This window comes from Mycobacterium sp. UM_Kg27 (genome assembly GCF_000972905.1).
Lineage (GTDB): Bacteria > Actinomycetota > Actinomycetes > Mycobacteriales > Mycobacteriaceae > Mycobacterium.
The window spans coordinates 12,001-34,479 of the sequence record NZ_JRMM01000032.1; the positions used below are offsets into that span (position 1 = coordinate 12,001).

Annotated in this window: 18 protein-coding genes and 1 pseudogene; 5 read left to right on the forward strand and 14 right to left on the reverse strand. The window is 67.7% G+C overall.

What is annotated here, in order from left to right:
• Nucleotides 1-47: 47 nt before the first annotated feature.
• The 5 genes from LI94_RS07610 to LI94_RS07630 form a co-directional block, all read right to left on the reverse strand.
• Nucleotides 48-1,493, reverse strand: a complete 1,446-nt coding sequence (locus LI94_RS07610) for a VWA domain-containing protein (RefSeq protein ID WP_125078782.1) — start codon at nucleotides 1,491-1,493, stop codon at nucleotides 48-50.
• Nucleotides 1,490-2,389, reverse strand: coding sequence for a MoxR family ATPase (locus LI94_RS07615; protein WP_024440757.1), 900 nt, complete (start codon nucleotides 2,387-2,389; stop codon nucleotides 1,490-1,492). Before LI94_RS07615 ends, LI94_RS07610 begins: the two co-directional genes overlap by 4 nt.
• Nucleotides 2,390-2,414: 25 nt before the next feature.
• The gene (locus LI94_RS07620) at nucleotides 2,415-3,668 is read right to left on the reverse strand and encodes a glutamate-5-semialdehyde dehydrogenase (protein ID WP_024440758.1); all 1,254 of its coding nucleotides are present in this window, start codon (nucleotides 3,666-3,668) and stop codon (nucleotides 2,415-2,417) included.
• Nucleotides 3,669-3,869: 201 nt separating this feature from the next.
• Complete coding sequence (locus LI94_RS07625) at nucleotides 3,870-5,249, reverse strand: mechanosensitive ion channel family protein (RefSeq protein WP_046300817.1); 1,380 nt, start codon at nucleotides 5,247-5,249, stop codon at nucleotides 3,870-3,872.
• Nucleotides 5,246-7,327, reverse strand: a complete 2,082-nt coding sequence (locus tag LI94_RS07630) for an adenylate/guanylate cyclase domain-containing protein (protein WP_239651177.1) — start codon at nucleotides 7,325-7,327, stop codon at nucleotides 5,246-5,248. Before LI94_RS07630 ends, LI94_RS07625 begins: the two co-directional genes overlap by 4 nt.
• Nucleotides 7,328-7,504: 177 nt before the next feature.
• Between LI94_RS07630 and LI94_RS07635 the strand changes: the two genes are divergently transcribed.
• Nucleotides 7,505-8,365 carry a ribokinase gene (locus LI94_RS07635; RefSeq protein WP_192830938.1) on the forward strand — a complete coding sequence of 287 codons (861 nt, stop codon included), beginning with the start codon at nucleotides 7,505-7,507 and terminating at the stop codon, nucleotides 8,363-8,365.
• A 94-nt stretch (nucleotides 8,366-8,459) separates the two neighbouring features.
• Here the strand turns inward: LI94_RS07635 and LI94_RS07640 are convergent, their stop codons facing one another.
• Both LI94_RS07640 and LI94_RS07645 read right to left on the reverse strand, forming a co-directional pair.
• Nucleotides 8,460-9,203 (reverse strand): methyltransferase domain-containing protein, encoded by a 744-nt coding sequence (locus LI94_RS07640; protein WP_046300820.1) that lies wholly within the window; start codon nucleotides 9,201-9,203, stop codon nucleotides 8,460-8,462.
• A 15-nt stretch (nucleotides 9,204-9,218) separates the two neighbouring features.
• Nucleotides 9,219-11,273, reverse strand: a complete 2,055-nt coding sequence (locus LI94_RS07645) for an NAD(+) synthase (RefSeq protein ID WP_046300821.1) — start codon at nucleotides 11,271-11,273, stop codon at nucleotides 9,219-9,221.
• A gap of 57 nt (nucleotides 11,274-11,330) precedes the next feature.
• Between LI94_RS07645 and LI94_RS07650 the strand changes: the two genes are divergently transcribed.
• The 3 genes and pseudogenes from LI94_RS07650 (at nucleotide 11,331) to LI94_RS07660 (ending at nucleotide 14,066) form a co-directional block, all read left to right on the forward strand.
• Entirely contained in the window at nucleotides 11,331-11,870 is a 540-nt protein-coding gene (locus LI94_RS07650; RefSeq protein ID WP_046300822.1) for an isochorismatase family cysteine hydrolase, read from the forward strand.
• Between the two features lie 4 nt (nucleotides 11,871-11,874).
• Nucleotides 11,875-12,725 (forward strand): annotated as a pseudogene (locus tag LI94_RS07655) (NAD-dependent deacetylase).
• Nucleotides 12,726-12,773: 48 nt separating this feature from the next.
• Nucleotides 12,774-14,066: an MFS transporter gene (locus LI94_RS07660; RefSeq protein WP_239651175.1), complete on the forward strand. Its 1,293-nt coding sequence runs from the start codon at nucleotides 12,774-12,776 to the stop codon at nucleotides 14,064-14,066.
• Here the strand turns inward: LI94_RS07660 and LI94_RS07665 are convergent.
• Entirely contained in the window at nucleotides 14,016-15,275 is a 1,260-nt protein-coding gene (locus tag LI94_RS07665) for a cytochrome P450 (RefSeq protein WP_046300824.1), read from the reverse strand. The genes LI94_RS07660 and LI94_RS07665 overlap by 51 nt on opposite strands.
• Before the next feature lie 105 nt (nucleotides 15,276-15,380).
• Between LI94_RS07665 and LI94_RS07670 the strand changes: the two genes are divergently transcribed.
• Nucleotides 15,381-16,016, forward strand: coding sequence for a TetR/AcrR family transcriptional regulator (locus tag LI94_RS07670; protein WP_024440768.1), 636 nt, complete (start codon nucleotides 15,381-15,383; stop codon nucleotides 16,014-16,016).
• On the opposite strand, the gene LI94_RS07675 is transcribed toward LI94_RS07670, so the two are convergent.
• The 6 genes from LI94_RS07675 to LI94_RS07700 all read right to left on the reverse strand — a co-directional run.
• Complete coding sequence (locus LI94_RS07675; RefSeq protein WP_024440769.1) at nucleotides 16,010-16,714, reverse strand: PE-PPE domain-containing protein; 705 nt, start codon at nucleotides 16,712-16,714, stop codon at nucleotides 16,010-16,012. The two genes, LI94_RS07670 and LI94_RS07675, sit on opposite strands and share 7 nt — an antisense overlap.
• A gap of 12 nt (nucleotides 16,715-16,726) precedes the next feature.
• Nucleotides 16,727-17,836 carry a glutamate 5-kinase gene (gene proB / locus LI94_RS07680; RefSeq protein ID WP_024440770.1) on the reverse strand — a complete coding sequence of 370 codons (1,110 nt, stop codon included), beginning with the start codon at nucleotides 17,834-17,836 and terminating at the stop codon, nucleotides 16,727-16,729.
• The gene (gene obgE, locus LI94_RS07685) at nucleotides 17,833-19,278 is read right to left on the reverse strand and encodes a GTPase ObgE (RefSeq protein WP_046300825.1); all 1,446 of its coding nucleotides are present in this window, start codon (nucleotides 19,276-19,278) and stop codon (nucleotides 17,833-17,835) included. The genes proB and obgE overlap by 4 nt, the downstream gene beginning before the upstream one ends.
• A gap of 48 nt (nucleotides 19,279-19,326) precedes the next feature.
• Nucleotides 19,327-19,587, reverse strand: a complete 261-nt coding sequence (gene rpmA / locus LI94_RS07690; RefSeq protein ID WP_024440772.1) for a 50S ribosomal protein L27 — start codon at nucleotides 19,585-19,587, stop codon at nucleotides 19,327-19,329.
• A 17-nt stretch (nucleotides 19,588-19,604) separates the two neighbouring features.
• A complete protein-coding gene (gene rplU / locus LI94_RS07695; protein ID WP_024440773.1) occupies nucleotides 19,605-19,916 on the reverse strand; it encodes a 50S ribosomal protein L21 in 312 nt (103 codons plus the stop codon).
• Nucleotides 19,917-20,068: 152 nt separating this feature from the next.
• Nucleotides 20,069-22,479 (reverse strand): Rne/Rng family ribonuclease (locus LI94_RS07700; protein ID WP_046300826.1); only part of this gene is annotated, 2,411 nt, incomplete at its 5' end.

Genomic DNA, 22,479 nt, shown 5'->3' on the forward strand with positions numbered 1-22,479 from the left:
CGGACGGTCCCCCGGGCGCCCAAGTGCCGCCGCAAGCGCGACGCGGGCTAGACCGGCAGCAGGGCGTCGATGACTCCGGCCAGTTGCTTGGCCGAGCGGCATTCGTGCATCGCGATCACGTCGCTGTACCGCGGCACCGCGGAATCGCCACTGCCCCACAGATGCGCCGGCTCGGGGTTGAGCCAGTGCGCATGGCGGCTGGCGGTCACCAGGTGCGACAGCACCTCCACACCTGGGTTTCGGTAATTCGTGCGACCGTCACCGAGGACCAGCAGCGCGCTGCGCGGCGACACCACGTTTGGATAGTTCTCGGCGAACGAGACGAACGCATTGCCGTAGTCGGAATGGCCGTCGCGGGTGTAGACCCCGGACTCCCGGGTGATCCGCTGGATCGCCACGGCCAGGTCGGCCTCCGGCCCGAACAGGTGCGTCACTTCGTCGGTCGTGTCGATGAACGCAAACACGCGAACTCTCGAAAACTGTTGCCGCAGCGCATGAACCAGTAGCAAGGTGAAATGGCTGAATCCGGCGACCGAGCCGGAGACATCGCACAGCACCACCAGCTCGGGCCGCGCGGGACGCGGCTTGCGCAGGACTACGTCGATCGGCACCCCGCCGGTGGACATTGACTTGCGCAGCGTCTTGCGCAGGTCGATGGTGCCGGCCCGGGAGCGTCGCCGGCGCGCGGCCAGCCGGGTCGCCAGGGTGCGGGCCAGCGGCGCCACCACCCGGCGCATCTGGCGCAACTGCTCGCCGGAGGCACGCAGGAACTCGACGTTCTCGCTCAGCTGCGGGATGCCGTACATCTGGACGTGTTCGCGCCCCAACTGCTCGGCGGTGCGCCGCTTGGTCTCGGCGTCAACGAGCTTGCGCAGTGCCGCGATCCGCTGCGCCGCCATCGCCTTGGCGATCTGCTCCTGAGTGGGACTGGGCTCGTCGCCGTAGGGCGCGAGCAGTCCGGCCAGCAGTTTGCCCTCCAACTCGTCGAGCGCCAGTGCTTTGAGCGCCTGGTAGGCGGAGTAGGACGGACCCCGGCTGGAGCGGTATTGCCCGTAGGCGCCGACGATCGCGGCGATCATCGCCGACAACCGGGGATCGGTGTCGGCGAGATCGGGATTCGCGGTCAGCAGGTCGAGCAGCATGGCCCGCATGTCCTCGGCGTCCTCCGGCAGCGGCGCGGAATCCGACGGATCAGCCTCGTCCCCGTCGACCACCACCGCGCGTCCGCCCAGCGCGGCGGGGAACCACAGATCGAACATGGCGTCGTAGGTGTCGCGGTGATCGGGCCGGCGCAGCACCGCGCAGGCCAGCCCTTCTCGCAGCACTTCCCGGTCATCGAGCCCGATCGCGGTCAACACCCGCCCGGCGTCAACGGTCTCGGAGGGGCCCACCGAAATCCCTTGCCCGCGCAGCGCTTCCACGAACCCCACCAGATGCCCCGGAATTCCATGCGGGGCAAGAGGTTGCGACGGGCGGGTGCGACGGACCATCAGTTCAGTCGCAGCTCTCCGGATGCCCGCACCTGATCGGACTGGTGCTTGAGCACCACTCCCAGGGTGGCAGCGACGGTGGCGTCGTCGATGGTGTCCATGCCCAGGGCCAAGATGGTGCGGCCCCAGTCGATGGTCTCGGCCACCGACGGCAGCTTCTTTAGCTGCATGCCGCGCAGCACCGCGATGATGCGCACCAGCTCGGCGGCCAGATGCTCGGGCAGTTCAGGCACCCGCGACAGCAGAATCCGGCGTTCCAGGTCCGGATCGGGGAAGTCGATGTGCAAGAACAGGCAGCGGCGCTTGAGCGCTTCGGACAGTTCCCGGGTGGCGTTGGAGGTCAACACCGTGAACGGGGTGCGCGCCGCGGTGATCGTGCCCAGTTCCGGAACGGTGACCGCGAAGTCGGACAGCACCTCCAGCAGCAGACCCTCGATCTCGATGTCGGCCTTGTCGGTCTCGTCGATCAGCAGCACGGTCGGATCGGTGCGCCGGATCGCGGTCAGCAGCGGCCGCGACAGCAGGAACTCCTCGGAGAACACATCCATCTTGGTGGCGTCCCAGTCACCGCCGTTGGATCCCGACTGGATGCGCAGAATCTGCTTGGCGTGATTCCACTCATAGAGCGCCCGGGCCTCGTCGACGCCCTCGTAACACTGCAACCGCACCAGCCCGGACCCGGTGGCCGCGGCCACCGCGCGGGCCAGCTCGGTCTTGCCGACCCCGGCCGGACCCTCCACCAGCAGGGGTTTGCCCAGCCGGTCGGCCAGAAACACCGCCGTGGTGGTGGCGGTGTCGGCCAGATAGCCGGTCTCGGCCAGCCGGCGGGCCACGTCGTCGATGTCGGCGAACAGCGGCGCCTGGCGGGCCGGGGTGGCGGGGATGGCGGGTTTGTCCATGTGGATTTAGCTCCTTCGAGGCGCCTTAGACGGGACGGGTGTGGCCGTCACCCCACACGATCCATTTGGTCGACGTCAGCTCCGGCAGACCCATGGGGCCCCGGGCGTGCAGCTTCTGGGTGGAGATGCCGATCTCGGCGCCGAACCCGAACTGCTCGCCGTCGGTGAAGGCCGTGGAGGCGTTGACCATGACCGCGGCCGCGTCGACCTGCTCGCTGAACCGCTGGGCGGCCGCCATGTTGGTGGTGACGATGGCCTCGGTGTGGCCGGTGCCGTACTCGTTGATGTGGTCGATGGCGTCCTCGAGCCCGTCGACCACCGAAAGGGCGATGTCCATCGCCAGGTATTCACGACGCAGATGATCCTCGGCGGCGGCATCCTCGGCATCACCGTGCACCGCGACTCCGGCGGCGGTCAACGCGTCCACCAGCCTCGGCAATGCGGATGCGGCGATCGCCCTGTCGATCAGCAGCGTCTCGGCGGCATTGCAGACGCTGGGCCGACGGGTCTTGGAGTTCAACAGCACCTGTTCGGCGATGTCAAGATCGGCGGCCTCATGGATGTAGACGTGGCAGTTGCCGACACCGGTCTCGATGGTGGGCACCAACGCGTCACGCACCACGGCTTCGATCAATCCGGCTCCGCCGCGCGGGATCACCACGTCGACCAGTCCGCGAGCCTGGATCAGATGAGTGACCGTGGCGCGATCCACCGACGAGAGCAACTGCACCGCGTCGGCGGGCAGGTCCTCGGCCTCCAGAGCGCCACGCAGCACGTCCACCAAAGCCTGGTTGGAGTGGGCCGCCGACGAACTGCCGCGCAGCAGTGCGGCGTTGCCGGACTTCAGGGTCAGCCCGAATGCGTCGACGGTCACGTTGGGCCGGCCCTCATAGACCATGCCCACCACGCCCAGCGGGACGCGCTGCTGACGCAGCAGTAGTCCGTTGGGCAGGGTGTAGCCGCGCAGCACCTCGCCGACCGGGTCGGGCAGGCCGGCGACCTGACGCAGTCCCGCGGCGATCCCGTCGACCCGAGACTTGGTCAGCGCCAGCCGGTCCAGGATGGCCTCGGGAGTGCCGGCGTCACGGGCGGCGGCGACGTCGCGGTCATTGGCGGCCAGGATGTCGTCGGCGTGGGCCAGCAGCGCGTCGGCGGCGGCGTTCAGCGCACTGTTCTTGGCCGCCGTGGACAACGCCGTCAGGGAACGCGAGGCGACCCTGGCGCGGCGGGCGGCGTCATGGACCTCTTGGCGCAGGTCGGGAAGCACGGGGACGCTCATCGTGCCAGCGTATCGGCGAACGCCCGATCAGGTAAAACGGCCCCGCTGTGTTGACGTGCGGCGACCCGCTTCGACCGGCTCCGCCGCCCTCACGATCGCCGCTGTGTTGACTTACGGCGACCCGCTTCGACCGGCTCCGTCGCCCTCACGATCGCCGCTGTGTTGACTTACGGCGCCCCGCTTCGACCGGCTCCGCCGCCCTCACGATCGCCGCTGCGCAACAGCCGTGCGAGGCCGCTGATCGATGATCCGGCCCAGTTCCTGCAGCAACAGCGGCTTGGCCATCACCAGCTCCTCGATGTGCTCGCGATCAATGACCACCGCGGTCACCTCCTCCAATGCCCGGGCGTCGAACGGGCTGGCTTGGCGGGTCAGTGTGGTGATCCCGAGAAACGCCCCATGGCGCAGCGTGGCACCCGGCTGGTCCGGATCCTCGCTGCTGATCCGGACACTGCCGTCGGTCAGAAACGTCATGGCCGCCGGTACCTGACCGGCTTGCTGCAGTGGTTCGTCGGCGCCATACCGGACGACCCTGGCGTAGGGCGCCAGGGCCTGCTGGTCTGCCTCCGTCAGTCGCAGGGCGGGCGCCACCACGGTCCGCAGCGCCTCGGCCACCCGTTCCGGCGTGCAGAAATCGTCGGTGGCGCCGTCAAGGTGCAGTCCCTCCCGCCGCGAGGCGTACCAGAGCCACCGCTGGAAGGTTGCCTGCGTAGCGCCGTCGTCGCTGGGTGTGTCGACCGCGATGGCGGTGCGGTACTGGCCGCCACCCAGCGCCGCCGATTCCGGTGCCGCGCCGGTGGTCCGCATTGGCAGAGCGGTGGCAACGCGCGACAACAACGCGCACACCCGGTCCGGCGGATCGCCGACGGCGAACGAGGTGGTGATCGACACCCGGTGCGCACCGCTGGATCGGCTGATGTTGGTGAACGAGGTGCCGGCCAGCACCGAGTTCGGCGTGACCTGCAGCCCGTCGGCGGTGCTGATGTGTACCGCGCGCCAGTTCACTTCCACGACCCGGCCGTGGGCGGTCGGGGTGGACAGCCAGTCGCCAATCCGGAACGGCTGCTCGAAGAGCATGAACAGACCCGAAACGATCTGACCGACCGAGTTCTGCAGCATCAGGCCGATAACCACCGACGTCACACCCAGCGCGGTGAACAGGCCGCCGATCTTGGCGTCCCACACCAGGGACAGCGTCAGGGCCAGGCCCACACCGATCAGCAGGAACCGGGCGACATCGATGAAGATGGTCGGAATGCGGCCCCGCCAGGACCCTTGGGGGGCGCTCTGGAAGAAGGTGACGTCGAGCACCGCCAGCAACAACACCAGCAACACGAAGCCGAACGCGGTGTAGATGACGCGCAGAGTCGGATCCTCGCCGGGCACGCCGGCCACCTTTGCCAGCAGCACCAGCAAGGCGCCCAGCGGCAATAGGTAGTTACGAGCCAATGCCACCGGCCGGGCCAGGTAGCTGCCTCGGCGCGCCAGCACCCCATGCCCTTCGGTCAGCGCGACCAGGCCCGCGGGGAATCCGATGGCGACCCCGATCGCCCAGTAGAGCCACGACCCGAAGACGTTCACGGCGCCTCGGACAGTCTCGGGGCCAATTTCCAGGTCTGTTCCTGGGCGTCACCGACGGTCATGGTGCCGGCCGGAGCGAACTCCGCCGCGTCATCGAGCATGTCGCGCACCACCGCGGTGACGTAGATGCCAGATTCCGGTGTGTGCCTGCGCAACTGGTAGGCGAGGTTGACCGCCGAGCCCCAGAGGTCGTAGGTGACACCGGATCGGCCCACCAGACCGCTGATGACTTCGCCGGTGTTGACTCCGGCCCACAGGCTCAGCCGGTACCCGGATTTAATGGCGAACCGCTCGACGATCCGTTGCAACTCGGAGGCGAATTCGACGATTCGGTGCACGCCGTCCAGGCGTGGTGTGGTCAAGCCGCAGCCGGCCAGATAGCCGTTGTACATCGTCCGGATTCGTTCCACGCCAACGGCTTCGGCTGCCGCATCGAACTGCCTGACCAAGTCGTCGACGATTGTCACCAATTCGCTCGCGGAGATTTCGGAGGACAATTGATCGATGCCCTGCAGCTCTGCGTAGATGACAGTGACGTTGTGGTGCACGTCCGAGATAGCCTGCTCGCCCCCGCGATAGCGCCGCACCAGCGATTCCGGCATCAGCGACAACATCAGCTCGTCGTTCTGCTTGCGCTGCTGGCTGAGCAACTCCTCCTTGGTGCGAAGGCTGTAGCTCATGTCGTTGAACGCCTTGGTCAGATCGCCGATCTCGTCAGCCGTTCGAGCCGGTACCACGGCGCTGTAATCGCCGGCACTGATCCGTTGGGCGGCGGCCTGCAGCCGCCGGATCGGTTGCAGGAACAGCCGGGCAAGCAACATCGCCAGCACACAGATCGCGAAGATCACCCCGGTGGTGGCCAGCACCACTCTCCTACTGAAGGAGGTGACGCCGGAAAAGGCGTCGGAGTACTCCCTGGTCGCCAGGATCGACCACTGCAGGTCCGAGTTGGGCACGGCCAACGGCGCGTACGCCGTCAGTTCGCGTTTGCCCAAATAGTCGTACCCGGTGGTGAGCGTTCCGGACTGGCCGCGCTGCGCGGCCTGCAGGCCCGGTCCGCCGACCGGCTGCACCAAGGTGGTGGTCCCCAACCGCACCGCGCGGTCCACCGTCGCCTCAGAGGTTCCCGCCTCCACCGCTTCGCGGCGATAGCGCTCGGGATCCTCCAGGAACAACCGCGAATCGGAACGCATCAGGTCGTCCGGACCGGCCAGGTAGGTCTCGGCGGTGTGGCCCAGCCCGGCCGCATCCCAGTCGCGGTCGACGGTCATGATTCGGGTGATCTTGGCACTGGGCAGCGCCAAGGCCAACACACCCTCGACCTCGCCCTTGGTGCCCACCGGTGAGACCAGCCAGGCGGTCGGCGCGTCCAGTTGGGGCTGGTAGGGCTGGAAATCGGTGATCCAGACGAAGTTGACCGCGTTGGCCGCCAGTGCTTTGCGGTAGGCGTCCCGCAGGCCGGATTCGCGGTAGGGGCCGGTGAGCAGGTTCGTGCCCAGGTCCACACCCTTGTTGACCGAATAGACCACGTTGCCTTGGGTGTCCAGCAGCAACGCATCCCGGTACTCGTTGAGCTGAACAACCTCGGTGAAGACATCGTTGAACTGGGCATTTGCCGCTGACCACGCACTGCCGTCACCCGCATCGTCGAGTTTCTTGGAGTCTCCGGCGAAGCCTGCGGTGTAGTGCGCCTGCAGGTAGCGCTGCGCGTTCGAAGTGGGCAGGAACGCGGCGACGTCCGCCTTCTCACCGGTGCGTTCGGTCAGCGCCGTGGTGAAGTTGTCGCGGTAGTAGCCCACGATGGTCCGCTGCTGCTCGGGCGTGACCGGAGCATTCGCGAGTTGGTCGAATCCGGCGCTGAACGCCTTGACTGCGGAAGCCGCGGTCACTCCCCCGCTGACGATCACCAGGGCGTTGGACATATCGGCGAACAAGCCGGCGACTGCGCGACGCTGCAACTCGCGAGCCTGCACCAGTTTGTTGGTCGCCGCATGCTGCAATTCCTCTGCGCCATACTGGAACTCGACAAAACCGACCACCGCGACCGAGGCGATGCTGGTCAGCAGCAGGATGATCATCAGCTTGGTCTTGATACTGAGCCGGGCCGCCAGCCGCCGGTACAGGCGCTCATCGCTCGCCTGAATCACTGTCGACGGTGCGGAGTCCACTCGGCGGCTCCCTTCTCCGGTTGCCGGTGGATTTTCACAGTAGGGGATGCACCACATTCCACGGTTGCAAATGCGAAGCTGAAACCCATGGCGACGCGGGTGTGCGTAGTGGGCAGCGTGAACGCCGACACCGTCTTCGCCGTCGCCGCGCTTCCGGCCGCAGGCGAGACGGTGCTGGCCACAGCGCGCAGCACCCACCCCGGCGGGAAGGGCGCCAACCAGGCGGTGGCCGCGGCACGCGCGGGAGCCCGCGTGCAGTTCGTGGGCGCGGTCGGCGACGATGACGCCGGGCTACTGCAGCGCCGGCACCTGCAGAGCAACGGCGTCGGAACCGCCGGCCTCATGACGGCGCCCGGGCCCAGTGGCTCGGCGGTCATCATGGTGGACCCGTCCGGGGAGAACACCATCGTGGTGGACCCGGGCGCCAACGGTGCGTGGGCGCTGACTTCCAGCCAGCGCGACCTGATCGCCGACTGCGACGTGCTGCTGATGCAGTTGGAGATCCCGACCCCGGTGGCCGCCGCGGCCGCCGGGCTGGCCCACGCGAACGGGGCGACGGTGATCCTCAACGTGTCCCCACCCGCGGCGGACGTGGCGGGGCTCCTCGACCTGGTTGACGTCGCCGTGGTCAACGAGTCCGAATCCGCGCGATTCCGCCACCAGGTGCCGCACCGGGTCGTCACGCTGGGGTCGCGTGGCGCGCGCTACTCCGGTGTCGACGGCACCGTCGAGGTGCCGTCACCGGTGGTCGATGCCGCCGACACGTCCGGCGCGGGCGATGTCTTTGCCGGCGTGTTGGCGACCGTATGGGCTGGCGGGGTCGAACGGGCGCTGCAATACGCCTGTGCGGCAGGGGCTTTGGCGACACTGGTGGTCGGTGCCGGGGACTGCGCGCCGAGCGCTGAGGCGATCAGCGCAGCGCTTGATGCGTTCACGCCCGAACGGTGAAGACCCAGGTCGACGTCGGATGCGGGCTGACCGCCCCGGATCCCCCAGTTGTGCCGATCCACCTCGTGCAAAGTGACCATCACGTGCCAGACGATCAGTCCCGTTTGGCCCGCACCCACTGGATGGTGCCGAAGTTCTTGACCCGAACACTGGTCAGGCCGTGGTGTTCCAGGGTATCGGCGATCTCGTCGTCGTCGAACACCCGCGCACCGGCCTTGGGCAGCACCTGCCACAGTCGCGAGGCCGATCCCGCGGTGGGCACCATCAGTGCGAGCCGCCCACCGGGCTTGAGCACCCTCGCCATCTCACCCAGCGCCGCCACCGGATCGGGGATCAGTTGCAGGACAGCGATCGACACGACCGCATCGACGGTCTGGTCGCGCAGCGGCAGGTGCTGTGCATCGGCACGCAGGAAGCCGGTCTGGGAGCCGGCCTGCACCCGTACCGCCCGGGCCAGCATCGGTGCTGAGACGTCGACGCCCAGGGCCAGACCGTCGGGGCCGACTGCCCGGGCCAGCGAGGTGGTGATGCTTCCCGGCCCGCAGCCGACATCCAGCGCCCCCCCGCCGGCGGGGATCGCCAGCCAGTCGATCGGGTGCTGCCAGGCCTCGAGCAGCCGGCGGGCCACCGCTTGGGCGTTGTCGTAGAACATCGACCCGAACGACGAGGCCCACAGCCGCTGGATGGCGCCGGTGTTCTGCTGCGCACCCGCCTCCCCTGCCTCGTCGAGCAGGTCGAGATAGCCGCGGCTCACCTGCGGGTCCGACGGTGGATCGCTGAGCAGGGTCAGGGCCCGCTGCAACGCCGGTGACAACGGAAACCTTCGAATGTCGGCCATCCTCGCTGCTCCTTCTTACGCCTGCGGAATCTCCCGTTCGATCTCGTCGAGCCAGATCCGCGCCGACATGTCAGAGGGTGCCCGCCATTCTCCGCGCGGCGACAGCGAACCGCCGTGGGACACCTTGGGCCCGTTCGGCAGCGCCGAGCGCTTGAATTGGCTGAACGAATAGAACCGCTGCACAAACACTTTGAGCCAGTGTCGAATATCCGCCAAGGAATAGGCCTGCCGCTTGTCCGCCGGATATCCGGGCGGCCAGGAACCCGACTCCACGTCATGCCAGGCATGCCAGGCCAAGAACGCGGTCTTGGCCGGGGTGAATCCGTACCGCAGCGCCTGAAACAGCGCGAAGTCCTGCAGCGAGTACGGGCCCACCTTGTCCTCGCTGCGCTGAATCTCTTCGCCGTCGGTCGCCGGCACCAGTTCGGGGCTGATCTCGGTATTGAGCACCGAGGCCAGTACCGCGCACACATCGGAGTCGAACTCCCCGGAGTTGATCACCCACCGGATCAGGTGCTGGATCAGGGTTTTGGGCACGCCGCCGTTGACGTTGTAGTGCGACATCTGATCGCCTACCCCGTAGGTGGACCAGCCCAGCGCCAGCTCGGACAGGTCGCCGGTGCCCAGCACAATGCCGCCGTGCTGGTTGGCGATTCGGAACAGGTAGTCGGTGCGCAGGCCCGCCTGCACGTTCTCGAACGTGACGTCGTAGACGGCTTCGCCGCGCGCGAACGGGTGCCCGAGCTCGGACAGCATCAACTTCGCGGTTTCGCGGATGTCGATCTCCGCGAACGTCACCCCCAGCGCCTTGCTCAGCGCGGCGGCGTTGGCCTTGGTGCGCTCACCGGTGGCAAAGCCGGGCATGGTGAACGCGAGAATGTCGCTGCGCGGCCGGTTTTCCCGGTCCATCGCCCGGGCGGCGACAATCAGGGCGTGGGTCGAATCCAGTCCGCCGGAGACCCCGATGACCACCTTGGGACAGTTCAGCGCGCGCAGCCGCTGCTCCAGACCGGAAACCTGGATGTTGTAGGCCTCGTAGCAGTCCTGTTGCAGTCGCTGCGGATTCGACGGCACGAACGGGAATCGTTCGACCACCCGCCGCAGCCCGATGTCCCCGGCCGGCGGATCCAGCATGAACTCCACCCGCCGGAACGCCTGCACCGCATCCCGGTGGTGGCGGCGGTTGTCGTCAAAGGTGCCCATCCGCAGCCGCTCCGAGCGCAGCAGCCCGAGGTCGACGTCGGCGACCGATCGGCGGGGACCGTTGGGGAACCGTTCGCTTTCGCCGAGCAGCGTGCCGTTCTCCCAGATCATGGTCTGGCCGTCCCAGGCGAGATCGGTGGTCGACTCGCCTTCTCCCGCGGCGGCATAGACATAGGCGGCCAGGCAGCGCGCCGAGGCCGACCGGGCCAACAGGCAGCGGTCGTCGGCACGCCCGACGGTGATCGGGCTGCCGGACAGGTTGGCCAGCACCGTCGCGCCGGCCAGGGCAGCCTGGGCGCTGGGCGGCACCGGCACGAACATGTCCTCGCACACCTCGGCGTGCAGCACGAACCCGGGCAGGTCGGTCGCGGCGAACAGCAGGTCCGGCCCGAACGGGATCTTTGCGTCGCCCAGCCGGATGAGTCCGCGTTCGTCGGCGCCGGCGGCCAGTTGGCGGCCTTCGTAGAACTCCCGATAGGTGGGCAGGTAGGACTTCGGCGCGACCCCGAGGATGCGCCCGCGGTGAATGACGACCGCGGTGTTGTACACGCGATGCGCGTAGCGCAGTGGCGCTCCCACCACCAGGACCGGCAGTAGCTCCGCCGAGGCCGCGACCACGTCGAGCAGTGCCGCCTCGACGGCGCTGAGCAGGCTGTCCTGCTGCACGATGTCGTCGATGGAGTATCCCGACAGGGTGAGTTCGGGAAACACAGCCAGCGCGACGCCGTCGTCGTGGCAGTCGCGCGCCAGCTGTAGCACCGACTCGGCGTTGGCGGCCGGGTCGGCGAGCGTGGTGCGGTGCGTGCAGGCGGCAACCCGCGCGAACCCGTGCCGGTAGGCGTTGTAGAAGTCCCCAGAATGCTCCATTGCCCCCATTGTCGCCCGGACTGTGTCAACGTGCAGCTTTCGGGTATCACCAGGGGCATGACCGATACCGCGGTAATCGTCGTCGACATGCTCAACTCCTACCGCCATGCCGACGCCGAACAACTGGCCGACAACGTCGCACAGATCGTCGAACCGCTGGCCGACCTGGTGGAACGCAGCCGGGCCGCCGATGATGTCGACCTGATCTACGTCAACGACAACTACGGCGACTTCACCGCTGGATTCGCCCAGATCGCCGCGTCGGCGCTGGATGGCTCCAGACCCGAACTGGTGCGGCCCATCGCCCCGGTAGCCGGCGACCGGTTGATGACCAAGGTGCGACACAGCGCCTTCTACTCCACTCCGCTGGAGTATCTGCTGGGCCGGCTCGGCACCCAGCGGTTGATCCTGACCGGGCAGGTCACCGAGCAATGCATCCTCTACACCGCTCTGGACGCCTATGTCCGGCACCTTCCGGTGGTGGTACCGGTCGACGCGGTCGCCCACATCGACGCCGCACTGGGTGCCGCCGCACTGGAGATGATGTGCCGCAACATGGCTGCCGAGCAGTCGACCGCCGCGAAGTGCCTACGCTAGCCGGATGGGCGGAACCGAGCCGACGGTCTGCGACCTGCTGACGCTGCTTGCGGGCCGGCGGGTCGCGGTGCTCACCGGCGCCGGCATCTCCACCGATTCGGGCATTCCGGACTATCGCGGCCCGGACTCCCCGCCGAGCAACCCGATGACCATCGCCCAGTTCACCGGCGACCAGGTGTTCGTCAGCGGTACTGGGCTCGCAACCACATCGGCTGGCGCCACATGGCCGACACCGCACCCAACATCGGGCACTTGGCAGTGGCCGCGCTGGAAGAGGCCGGCGTGGTGAGCGGGGTGATCACCCAGAACGTCGATCTGCTGCACACCAAAGCCGGGAGCCGGCGCGTGGTGGATCTGCACGGCAGCTACGCCACGGTGATCTGCTTGACCTGCGGGCAATCCTTGAGCCGAGGCGCGTTGCACGAGCAGCTCGAGCAGCTCAACCCCGGGTTCATCGACCGGGCGGGAAAGCTCGGCGGTATCGCCGTGGCGCCCGACGCGGACGCCGTCGTCACCGATACCGCGTCATTCCGTTTCGTCGACTGCCGGCACTGCGGCGGGATACTCAAGCCCGACATCGTCTATTTCGGCGAAAGCGTCCCCAAAGAACTTGTCGCCCAGGCATATTCGATGGTCGAGGACGCCGAGGCTTTGCTGGTGGCGGGTTCGTCGCTGACGGTGTTCTCCGGCTACCGGTTTGTTCGCCATGCCGCCGCGCGCGGTGTCCCGGTCGCGATCATCAACCGCGGCCCCACCCGCGGCGATGACTTGGCCGACGTCAAGATCGACGGCGGTTGTTCGCCGGCACTGGCGCTGCTGGCCGCAGAGCTGCCCTGCGAAATTTCGTCGCGGTAATCCTCGGTAGCGGCACACAATCGCGGCAGAATCCGGCAGGATGCTCGGGTGACGAAGCAGCGGCTCACAGCCGACCAGCGCAACTCGTTCCTCGCTGCCGTATTGGGCTGGTCGATGGATGCCTTCGACTACTTCATCGTGGTGTTCGTCTACGCCGACATCGCCAAGACCTTCGGCCACACCAAGACCGAGGTCGCGTTTCTGACCACCGCCACGCTGGTGATGCGCCCGCTGGGCGCGCTGCTGTTCGGCCTGTGGGCCGACCGGGTCGGCCGGCGAATACCGCTGATGGTCAACGTGATCTTCTATTCCACGGTGGGGTTCTTGTGTGCGTTCGCGCCCACCTTCACTGTGCTGGTGATTCTGCGTCTGCTCTACGGGATCGGGATGGGCGGCGAATGGGGGCTGGGCGCCGCGCTGGCCATGGAGAAGATCCCGCCGGAGCGCCGCGGGTTCTTCTCCGGGCTGCTGCAGGAGGGCTATCTGTTCGGCTACCTGGCCGCCACCCTGGCCTCGCTCCTGGTGAACGACGTGCTGGGGTTGTCCTGGCGCTGGCTGTTCGGGCTCTCGATCCTGCCGGCCATGGTCAGCCTGCTGATCCGCTACCGGGTGACGGAGTCCGAGATTTGGCAGGCTACCCAGGACCGGATGCGGTTGACCCAGACCAAGATTCGTGACGTGTTCACCGACGCCAAGGTGATCCGCCGATTCTGCTACCTGGTGTTGCTGATGACGGCGTTCAACTGGATGAGCCACGGCACGCACGACATCTATCCGACGTTTCTGACCTCCCCCGACGGCGCAGGTCTGTCCCATGTCACGGCCAAGTGGATCGCGGTGATCTACAACATCGGCGGGATCATCGGCGGGCTGATCTTCGGCTCGCTGTCACAGCGGTTGGGCCGGCGTTACGCGATCATCTGGGCCGCGACGATGGGCTTACCGATCGTGCCGCTGTTCGCCTTGTCGCACACCGCGGGCATGCTGTGCCTGGGCTCGTTCCTGATCCAGATCTGCGTGCAGGGAGCCTGGGGCGTGATCCCGGCGCATCTGACCGAGATGTCGCCGGACGCGATCCGAGGCTTCTATCCGGGCGTGACCTACCAGCTGGGCAATCTCTTCGCCGCGTTCAACCTGCCGATCCAGGAGCACTTGGCGGCCTCGCACGGCTACCCGTACGCCCTGGTTGTCACGCTGGTGCCCACGCTGATCGCCGTCATCGTGCTGACCGCGATCGGCAAGGACGCCACCGGCCGGCGGTTCGGACTGACCGAGCCGGGACCAACCGCATCAGAACGTGCAAGTCATGGCACGGATCCCGTGAATAAAGCTGCCCGCTAGATACTCCGGGTCGCCTGCCTCGATACCCGGCAGTTGATGGAGCAACTCGCCGAAGAGTGCCCGCAGCTGGGCCCGCGCCACATGGGTCCCCAGGCAGTAGTGCTGCCCGCCGCCGCCGAAACCCAGATGCGGATTCGGGTCGCGGCTCAGATCCAGGCGATCGGGCTGGTCGAACACCTGCGCATCCCAGTTGCCTGACGCATAGAACATGGCCACCTTGTCGCCGGCCCGAATGGTCTGGCCGCCGAGTTCGTAATCGGTTGCGGCGGTCCGGCGGAAGGTCATCACCGGCGTCGCGTAGCGGATGAACTCCTCTACCGCGGTCCCGATACGGCGGTCGAAGTCCTCCAGCAACCACGCGCGTTGCTCGGGGAAGTCGGTGAGCGCCCGCAGGGCATGGCTGGCGGTCTGGCGGGTGGTGTCATTGCCCGCCACCGCCAGCAGCACGAAGTAGGCGGACACCTCGGCGTCGGTGAGCCGGTCACCGTCGACCTCGGCGTTGACCAGGCTGCTGAACAGGTCGTCACCGGGAGTCTCACGGCGTTGCGCGGCCAGGGCGCCGGCGACCTGATGCAAATACATGATGTTTTCGCCCATCACCGCCATCGGGTCGCGCCCGGCGAGGAACACCGGGTCGTTGGTCGATACCAGGGCGTCGGCGGCATGGGCTACCTGCGCACGCTCGGAATCGGGAACGCCGACCATGTCGGCCAGCGTGCGCAGCGGAAGTTCCTTGGCGCAGTACTCGACGAAGTCGGCTCCACTGCCGGCGGCCTTGAGTTCGTCGACGATGGCCGTGGCGCTGGCCGTGATCGAGTCCTCGATGCGCCTGATCTGGCGGGGAGTGAACGCAGCGGTGGCCAGTTTGCGCAGTTTGGTGTGCCGGGGCGGATCCATGGCCAGGAAGGACTGGGTGGTCTCCAGCATCTCCGCGGGGATGTTCTCGAATTGCACACCCTTGCCGGACAGGAACACCTCGTTGGTGCGGCTCACCTCGACGATGTCGGCGTGGCGGGTGACTGCCCAATAGCCGGGATCGTCGGGATCGTTGAGCATGGCGTCCTGCACCGGCGGGTGCCAGCTCACCGGACGCTCGGCACGCAGCACCGCGAACGAGCGTTCCCGCTCCGCGGCGGTGCTGGACCAGAACCCGCGGGAGGACAGGTCGACCGCGTCGTAGCTGCGCAGCGCGGCGGATGGTGCGGTCACGAGACCTCCTCGGGGTATGGCCCCGGTCACACCGGGCTCGAACCGACAGTAGGTCTAGACAGTCTGTCTAGTCAAGACGTCGGCCTTGCCGTTACGCTGCTCGCTGTGGCTTCTGTGACCCGCAAGCCCGCCGCCGGCCGCCAGGAGCGGCGCGAGGAGATCGAACGGCATCTCCTCGATGCCACCGAGCGACTGATGAGCGCCGGCGCCAGCTTCACCGAACTCAGCGTGGACCGCCTTGCGACTGAGGCCGGCATCTCACGCGCCAGCTTCTACATCTACTTCGAGGACAAGGGTCACCTGTTGCGCCGGCTCGCCGGCCAGGTGTTCGGCGATCTCGCCGCGGGGGCCGAGCGCTGGTGGGGCGTGGCGCAGCGCCGCGATCCCGGCGATGTCCGCGCCGCGATGGCCGCGATCATCGCCAACTACCGGCGGCATCAACCACTGCTGATCGCGCTCAACGAGATGGCCGGCTACGACCCGCTGGTGGGCGCCACCTACCGGGACTTGCTGACCGGCATCTCCGGCCGGGTGGCCCAGGTCATCGAAGACGGCCAGGCCGACGGCTCCATTCGCCGCGAGTTGCCCGCCACCGCAACCGCCAGCGCCCTCACCTGGATGGTGGAGCGGGTATGTCAGCAGAACCTGCCGGCCCGCGACGCCGACTACGATTCGGAACTCGCCACTGCCCTGACGGAAATCGTTTGGGGCGCACTGTATCTCAAGCCCACCGATCAGTAGCTCCAGGCCGAGCGGTCATAACTGCGCTCGATACGCCGACGCCTCTTGCGCCGGGTGGGACAAAACACGTAGGTGAGGTTGCCGCGGGTGACCCGGATGTTGTCGGGACTGTCCAGGTTAACCCGGAAATAGTTGTTGTGCACGGTCACCAGTCCCAGCAGAGCGTTTCTGACGGCCAACGCGTCGACGTGTGCGGCGGGCAGGTTGGGAAAGTCGGCCATGCCGTCGTATTGGCGGCACAAATCCGTCACCGCGAACCGGGTGTCCGCGGGCACACCGACGCCGCCGTAGTCGGGCAGCTTCATGAACGTGACCAGCTTCGGATCGGCCTGGTAGATGCCATGGAACGGCTGTTCGGGGTTGGCCAGCAGCAGAAACGACACCTTGTCGGTGGGGACCGGCGAGGTCGGCCCCTTCTCGCGCAACCACTTACAGGCGACCTGTGCCCCCATGCTCACGGCGTAGACCAGTACGTCGTCGGCATCGGGTGCGGCGCTGAAGTGAGCGGTCAGCATGTCGTCGAGGGCTTGCGCACCGCGCTGCACCGCGGCGACGGCCGGGACATAGCGCAGGCCCTCGAAGTAGGTGTTGGGGTACTTGACGTTTGTCACGGTCTTGCCCCTGGTGACCGCACCGCGGCACATGAACCGCAGAAACCCACTCCAGCCGGCCCCGTCGATGGTGAATACGGTGCTCATGCGGACGAGTTCCTAAACTGCGACCAGATCGTCGGCATGCACCACCGGCCGGCGCGCGTCCGGTGCCAACTCGGCGGTCGAATGGCCGATCATGTCGTCCAGCTCGGCGGCGTCGTAGCCGACCACGCCGCGGGCCACCACGGCTCCGTCCGGGCCACACAGTTCGACCACGTCGCCGCCGTAGAACCTGCCCGCGACCGCGGTGATCCCGGCCGGCAGCAGGGAGCGCCGGCGATCCAGCACCGCCTCGACCGCCCCGGCATCCAGCGTCAGCACCCCGGCCGCGTCGGCGGCGTGACGCACCCAGAACTTGCGTGCCGACAACCGTTGCGCCCGGGGGGCGAAGACGGTCCCCACCGATGCGTCGGAGAGGGCGGCAGCGGCCTCGCCGGCCGCGGCCAGCAACACCGGAACTCCCGCGTCGGCGGCCAGCAGTGCCGACGACAGTTTCGACACCATGCCGCCGGTGCCCAGGTGGCTGCCCTCGCTGGCGACCACATCGGCGAGGTCATCCGGTCCGGCTACCTCGGGGACCAGGCGGGCCGGACCCTTACGAGGATCGGAGTCATAGAGGCCGTCGATGTCGGAGAGCAGCACCAGTGCGTCGGCGCCCACCAGATGCGCGACCAGCGCCGAGAGGCGGTCGTTGTCGCCGAAGCGGATCTCGCTGGTGGCCACGGTGTCGTTCTCATTGACGATCGCCACCGCGTGCAACGCCCGCAGCCGGTCCAGGGTGCGGGCGGCGTTGGTGTGCGACACCCGCATCGACACGTCCTGCGCGGTGAGCAGCACCTGTCCGACGGTGCGGCCGAACCGGCCGAAAGCGGCACTCCACGCATTGACCAGCGCCACCTGGCCCACGCTGGCGGCGGCTTGCTTGGTGGCCAGGTCGGTTGGCCGCTTGGTCAGTCCGAGCGGCTCCAGGCCGGCGGCGATAGCCCCCGAGGACACGATCGTCACATCCGAACCGGCCTTCATCCGGCCTTCGATGGCCTCGGCCAGTCCAGCCAGCCGGGCCGCGTCGAACATGCCCGATTCGGTGGTCAGGGCGGTGGTGCCGATCTTGACCACGACGCTGCGCGCGGTCCGAATCGCTTCGCGCGCAACACCGGTGCCGGTCACGATTCCTCCGTGTGCTCGCGGCGCTGCTTGCGAGCGACCTTTCGTTCGGCGGCACCCACTCGGTCGGTACGCTCCAGCCTGCTGTCGGTGCCCCGACCGGACAACGTGATGTCCACCCCCGCCGGAGTGGTCGGCTCCCAGTCGAAGGTCATGTCTCCGATGGTCACCGCGCAGCCCGGTGTGGCGCCTCGCTTCAGCAGTTCGTCTTCGACCCCGAGCCGGGCCAACCGGTCACCCAGGTAGCCGACCGCTTCGTCGTTGTCGAAGTTGGTCTGGTGCACCCAGCGCTCGGGTTGTGTACCGCGCACAAGGAACCCGCCCTCGCCGTCGGATTCCACGGTGAACCCGGTCTCCCCCGCGCGAACGGGCCGGATCACCGGGCGGCGCGCCACCGGCTCCGGTTGTGCGGCGCGATACGCCGACACCATCTCGGCCAGCGCAAACGTCAACGGCCGCAAGCCGGCACGGCTCACCGTCGAGACCATGAACACCGGCCAGCCGTACTGGGCCGCGATGTCATCGCGGACGAACTCCGCCATCTCCAGCGCCTCGGGCACGTCGATCTTGTTCAGTACCACCGCGCGCGGCCGGTCTACCAGGTCGCCGAGCGTCGAATCCCCTTGCATGGTGGGGGTATAGGCAGCCAGTTCGGCTTCGATCGCCTCGATGTCCGAGAGCGGGTCACGGCCCGGTTCGGCGGTCGCGCAGTCTACGACGTGCACCAGCACAGCGCAGCGTTCGATGTGCCGCAGGAAGTCCAGGCCCAGCCCGCGACCGGTCGAGGCACCGGGGATGAGTCCGGGCACATCGGCTGCGGTGAAGGTGTTCTCTCCGGCCGAGACCACGCCCAGATTGGGCGCCAACGTGGTGAAGGGATAGTCGGCGATCTTCGGCTTGGCCGCCGAGATCACCGACACCAGCGCAGATTTGCCCGCGGACGGAAACCCGATCAGCCCGACGTCGGCGACGGTCTTGAGTTCCAGCGTGAGGTCGCGGGTTTCGCCCTTCTCCCCCAGCAGTGCGAAGCCGGGCGCCTTTCGGGCGCGCGACACCAGCGCCGCATTGCCCAGCCCGCCGCGTCCTCCGGCGGCCGCCTCGAAGCGGGCACCCGTCCCGACCAGGTCGGCCAGCAGCCTCCCGTGCTCGTCGAGCACGACGGTGCCGTCGGGAACCTTGATCTCGTGGTCCGCGCCGGTGGCGCCGTCCTTGTTGTTGCCCTGGCCCTGCTTGCCGGACGCCGCGTTGATGTGCGGACGAAAGTGAAAGTCCAACAGGGTGTGCACCTGCGGGTCGACGACCAGCACGACACTGCCGCCGCGACCACCGTTGCCACCGTCGGGACCACCGAGCGGCTTGAACTTCTCTCGGTGAATCGAGGCGCAGCCGTTGCCCCCGTCGCCGGCGCGCACATGGATGACAACGCGGTCGACGAACCGGGACATGGCGTTACTACCTATCCGGCGCCGAATGGCGCCCAGTTACGCCGGCGACTAGTCGCGGGCGACAGGCACGATGTTGATCAGTTTGCGGCCGCGCTTCACACCGAATTCGACCGCACCGGGTGCCGTGGCGAACAGGGTGTCGTCGCCGCCGCGCCCGACGTTGACGCCGGGGTGGAAGTGGGTGCCGCGCTGCCGCACCAGAATCTCGCCGGCCTTGACGACCTGGCCGCCGAACCGCTTGACGCCGAGTCGCTGGGCGTTTGAGTCGCGCCCGTTACGTGAGCTGGAAGCGCCCTTTTTGTGTGCCATCTCGCTGCCTCCTGCTGCTACTTGATTCCGGTGACCTTGAGCACGGTCAGCTGCTGACGGTGACCCTGCCGCTTGTGGTAGCCGGTCTTGTTCTTGAACTTGTGGATGCGGATCTTCGGACCCTTGGTGTGCTCCAGGATCTCGCCGGTGACCGCGACCTTCGCCAGCTTGGCGGCGTCGGTGGTGACGGTGGCACCGTCCACCACCAGCGCGACCGGCAGCGAGACCGACGATCCCGGCTCGGACTCGATCTTCTCAACCTTGAGCACGTCACCAACGGCAACCTTGTACTGCTTGCCGCCGGTTTTGACGATTGCGTACGTCGCCATCGTTGGTTTCTACCTCTGCTTCTCGGGCGCGCACGCCATCGGGACTTGCGCAGGTGTCTGGGGTTCTGTCCGCCGAGCTGTGGTTATTCCCGCCTGGCGACAACTGGTCAAGGGTACGTGACCAGCGGCTAAGGGGTCAAACCGGCACGATGTCAGATCGGTGGCCCGGCCGGCCGGGCCGCCGCACGTCGACGTCGCGGACGCTCGACCACCGCAACCGCCACCTCGGGTTCGTCCGCGTCCTCGGAGCCCTCGGCATCGTCGGAGTCGTCTTCATCGGAGTCGTCTTGATCTGACTCGTCGGACTCATCGGACTCATCGATGACGTCCAGGTCGTCATCGAAGTCCTCGTCGTCATCGTCGTCGAGATCGACTTCGTCGTCATCGTCGTCGACATCCTCATCGACGTCCTCATCGACATCTTCGTCGTCGCTGTCCTCATCGACGTCTTCGTCGTCCTCGGCGAGGTCCTCATCGGCCACGTCGGACTCCAGGGCCTCCTGGGCCACCTCGCCGGCGCCCTCGGTCTCCTCGGCGCCTTCGGCGTCCTGGCCGGCCAGGTTCACCACCAGCTCATCGCCCTCGGGCGCAGTCGCGTGCTCGTCGTCCGACTCGTCGTGCCGGTCGCTGGCCGCAGCCATCGCCTTGAACATCGGGTGGTCACCGGGCGTGTGCACCGGAACCTTGACGACCGCCGGTTCGTCGACCTTCGGCTTCTTCGATCGCTTGCTGCGGCGGCTGCTGGTGGTGCCGCCACCGCCCGGTTCGGTCTTGCGTCCCGGCCCGGCAGAGTCCACCGGGTCGGCGTGCAACACGATGCCACGCCCGGCGCAGTGCTGACACGAGGTCGAGAACGCCTCGATCAGCCCGGTGCCCAAGCGTTTGCGGGTCAGCTGAATCAGCCCCAGCGACGTCACCTCCGAAACCTGATGGCGGGTTCGGTCACGGCCCAGCGCCTCGGTCAGCCGACGCAGCACCAGGTCCCGGTTGGACTCCAGCACCATGTCGATGAAGTCGATGACGATGATGCCGCCGATGTCACGCAGGCGAAGCTGTCGCACGATCTCTTCGGCGGCTTCCAAGTTGTTCTTGGTCACCGTCTCTTCGAGGTTGCCGCCGGAGCCGGTGAACTTGCCGGTATTGACGTCGACCACTGTCATCGCCTCAGTGCGGTCGATAACCAGCGTGCCGCCCGAAGGCAGCCAGACTTTGCGGTCCAGCGCCTTCGCCAGCTGCTCGTCAATGCGGTGCACCGCGAACACGTCCGGCCCGGCCTGGCCCTCCGGACCCGTCGGCGCGGTGTAGCGGGTCAACTTCGGCACCAGCTCGGGTGCCACCGAGCCCACGTAGTCGTTGATGGTGGCCCAGGCGTCGTCACCGGAGACCACCAACTCGGAGAAGTCCTCGTTGAACAGGTCTCGGATCACCTTGACCAGCACGTCGGGCTCTTCGTAGAGCGCCACTGCGGCTCCGGCGGCTTTCGCCTTGGTCTCGGCGGCGGTGGCCTCGATCTGGTTCCAGCGTTCCTGGAGGCGTTCGACGTCGGCGCGGATGTCGGATTCCTTGACGCCCTCCGACGCGGTGCGGATGATCACGCCGGCGTCCGCGGGCACCACCTCGCGCAGGATCTCCTTGAGCCGCTGACGTTCGGTGTCGGGCAGCTTGCGGCTGATGCCGGTCGACGATGCGCCCGGCACATAGACCAAGTAGCGACCCGCCAGCGACACCTGCGTGGTCAGCCGGGCGCCCTTGTGTCCGATGGGGTCCTTACTGACCTGCACCACGACGTAGTCGCCGGGTTTGAGCGCCTGTTCGATCTTGCGGTTGGCACCGCCGAGTCCGGCAGCTTCCCAGTTCACCTCACCGGCGTAGAGCACGCCGTTGCGGCCCCGGCCGATGTCGACGAAGGCGGCCTCCATCGACGGCAGCACGTTCTGGACGACGCCCAGGTAGACATTGCCCACCAGGGAGGTCGATGCGGCAGACGTGACGAAGTGCTCGACCATCACGCCGTCTTCCAGCACGGCGATCTGGGTGTAGCGGGCGCCCTGGTGCGGGGGCTCGGTCCGGACCCGGTCACGGACCACCATCCGGCGTTCGACGGCCTCGCGGCGGGCCAGGAACTCGGCCTCGCTCAGGATCGGCGGGCGGCGGCGCCCGGCGTCGCGACCGTCGCGACGGCGCTGCCGTTTGGCCTCCAGCCGTGTCGAGCCGGTGATGCCCTGGATCTCGTCGTCACCGGTGCCGCGGTCGCTCTTGGCGGACCGGTTGGTCTTGGCGCGCGGGGCCCGCTCATGCACGACGGTGTTGGGCGGGTCGTCCGAGGACGCGGTGTCCTCTTCCTCGCCGGTCCCGGCCTTGCGGCGACGGCGACGGCGACGGCGACGGCTGCCCGCGTCGTCGGCCGAACCGCCTTCCTCGTCGGCGGCGTCCTCGGCGTCTCCGGCCTCCTCCGATTCAGCGGCGGAGTCGTCGTCCTCGGTCTCATCGTCGGCGTCCTCGGCTGCCGCACCCTCAGACCCGCGGCCGCGGCCACGGCCGCGGCTGTCTCTTATACACATCT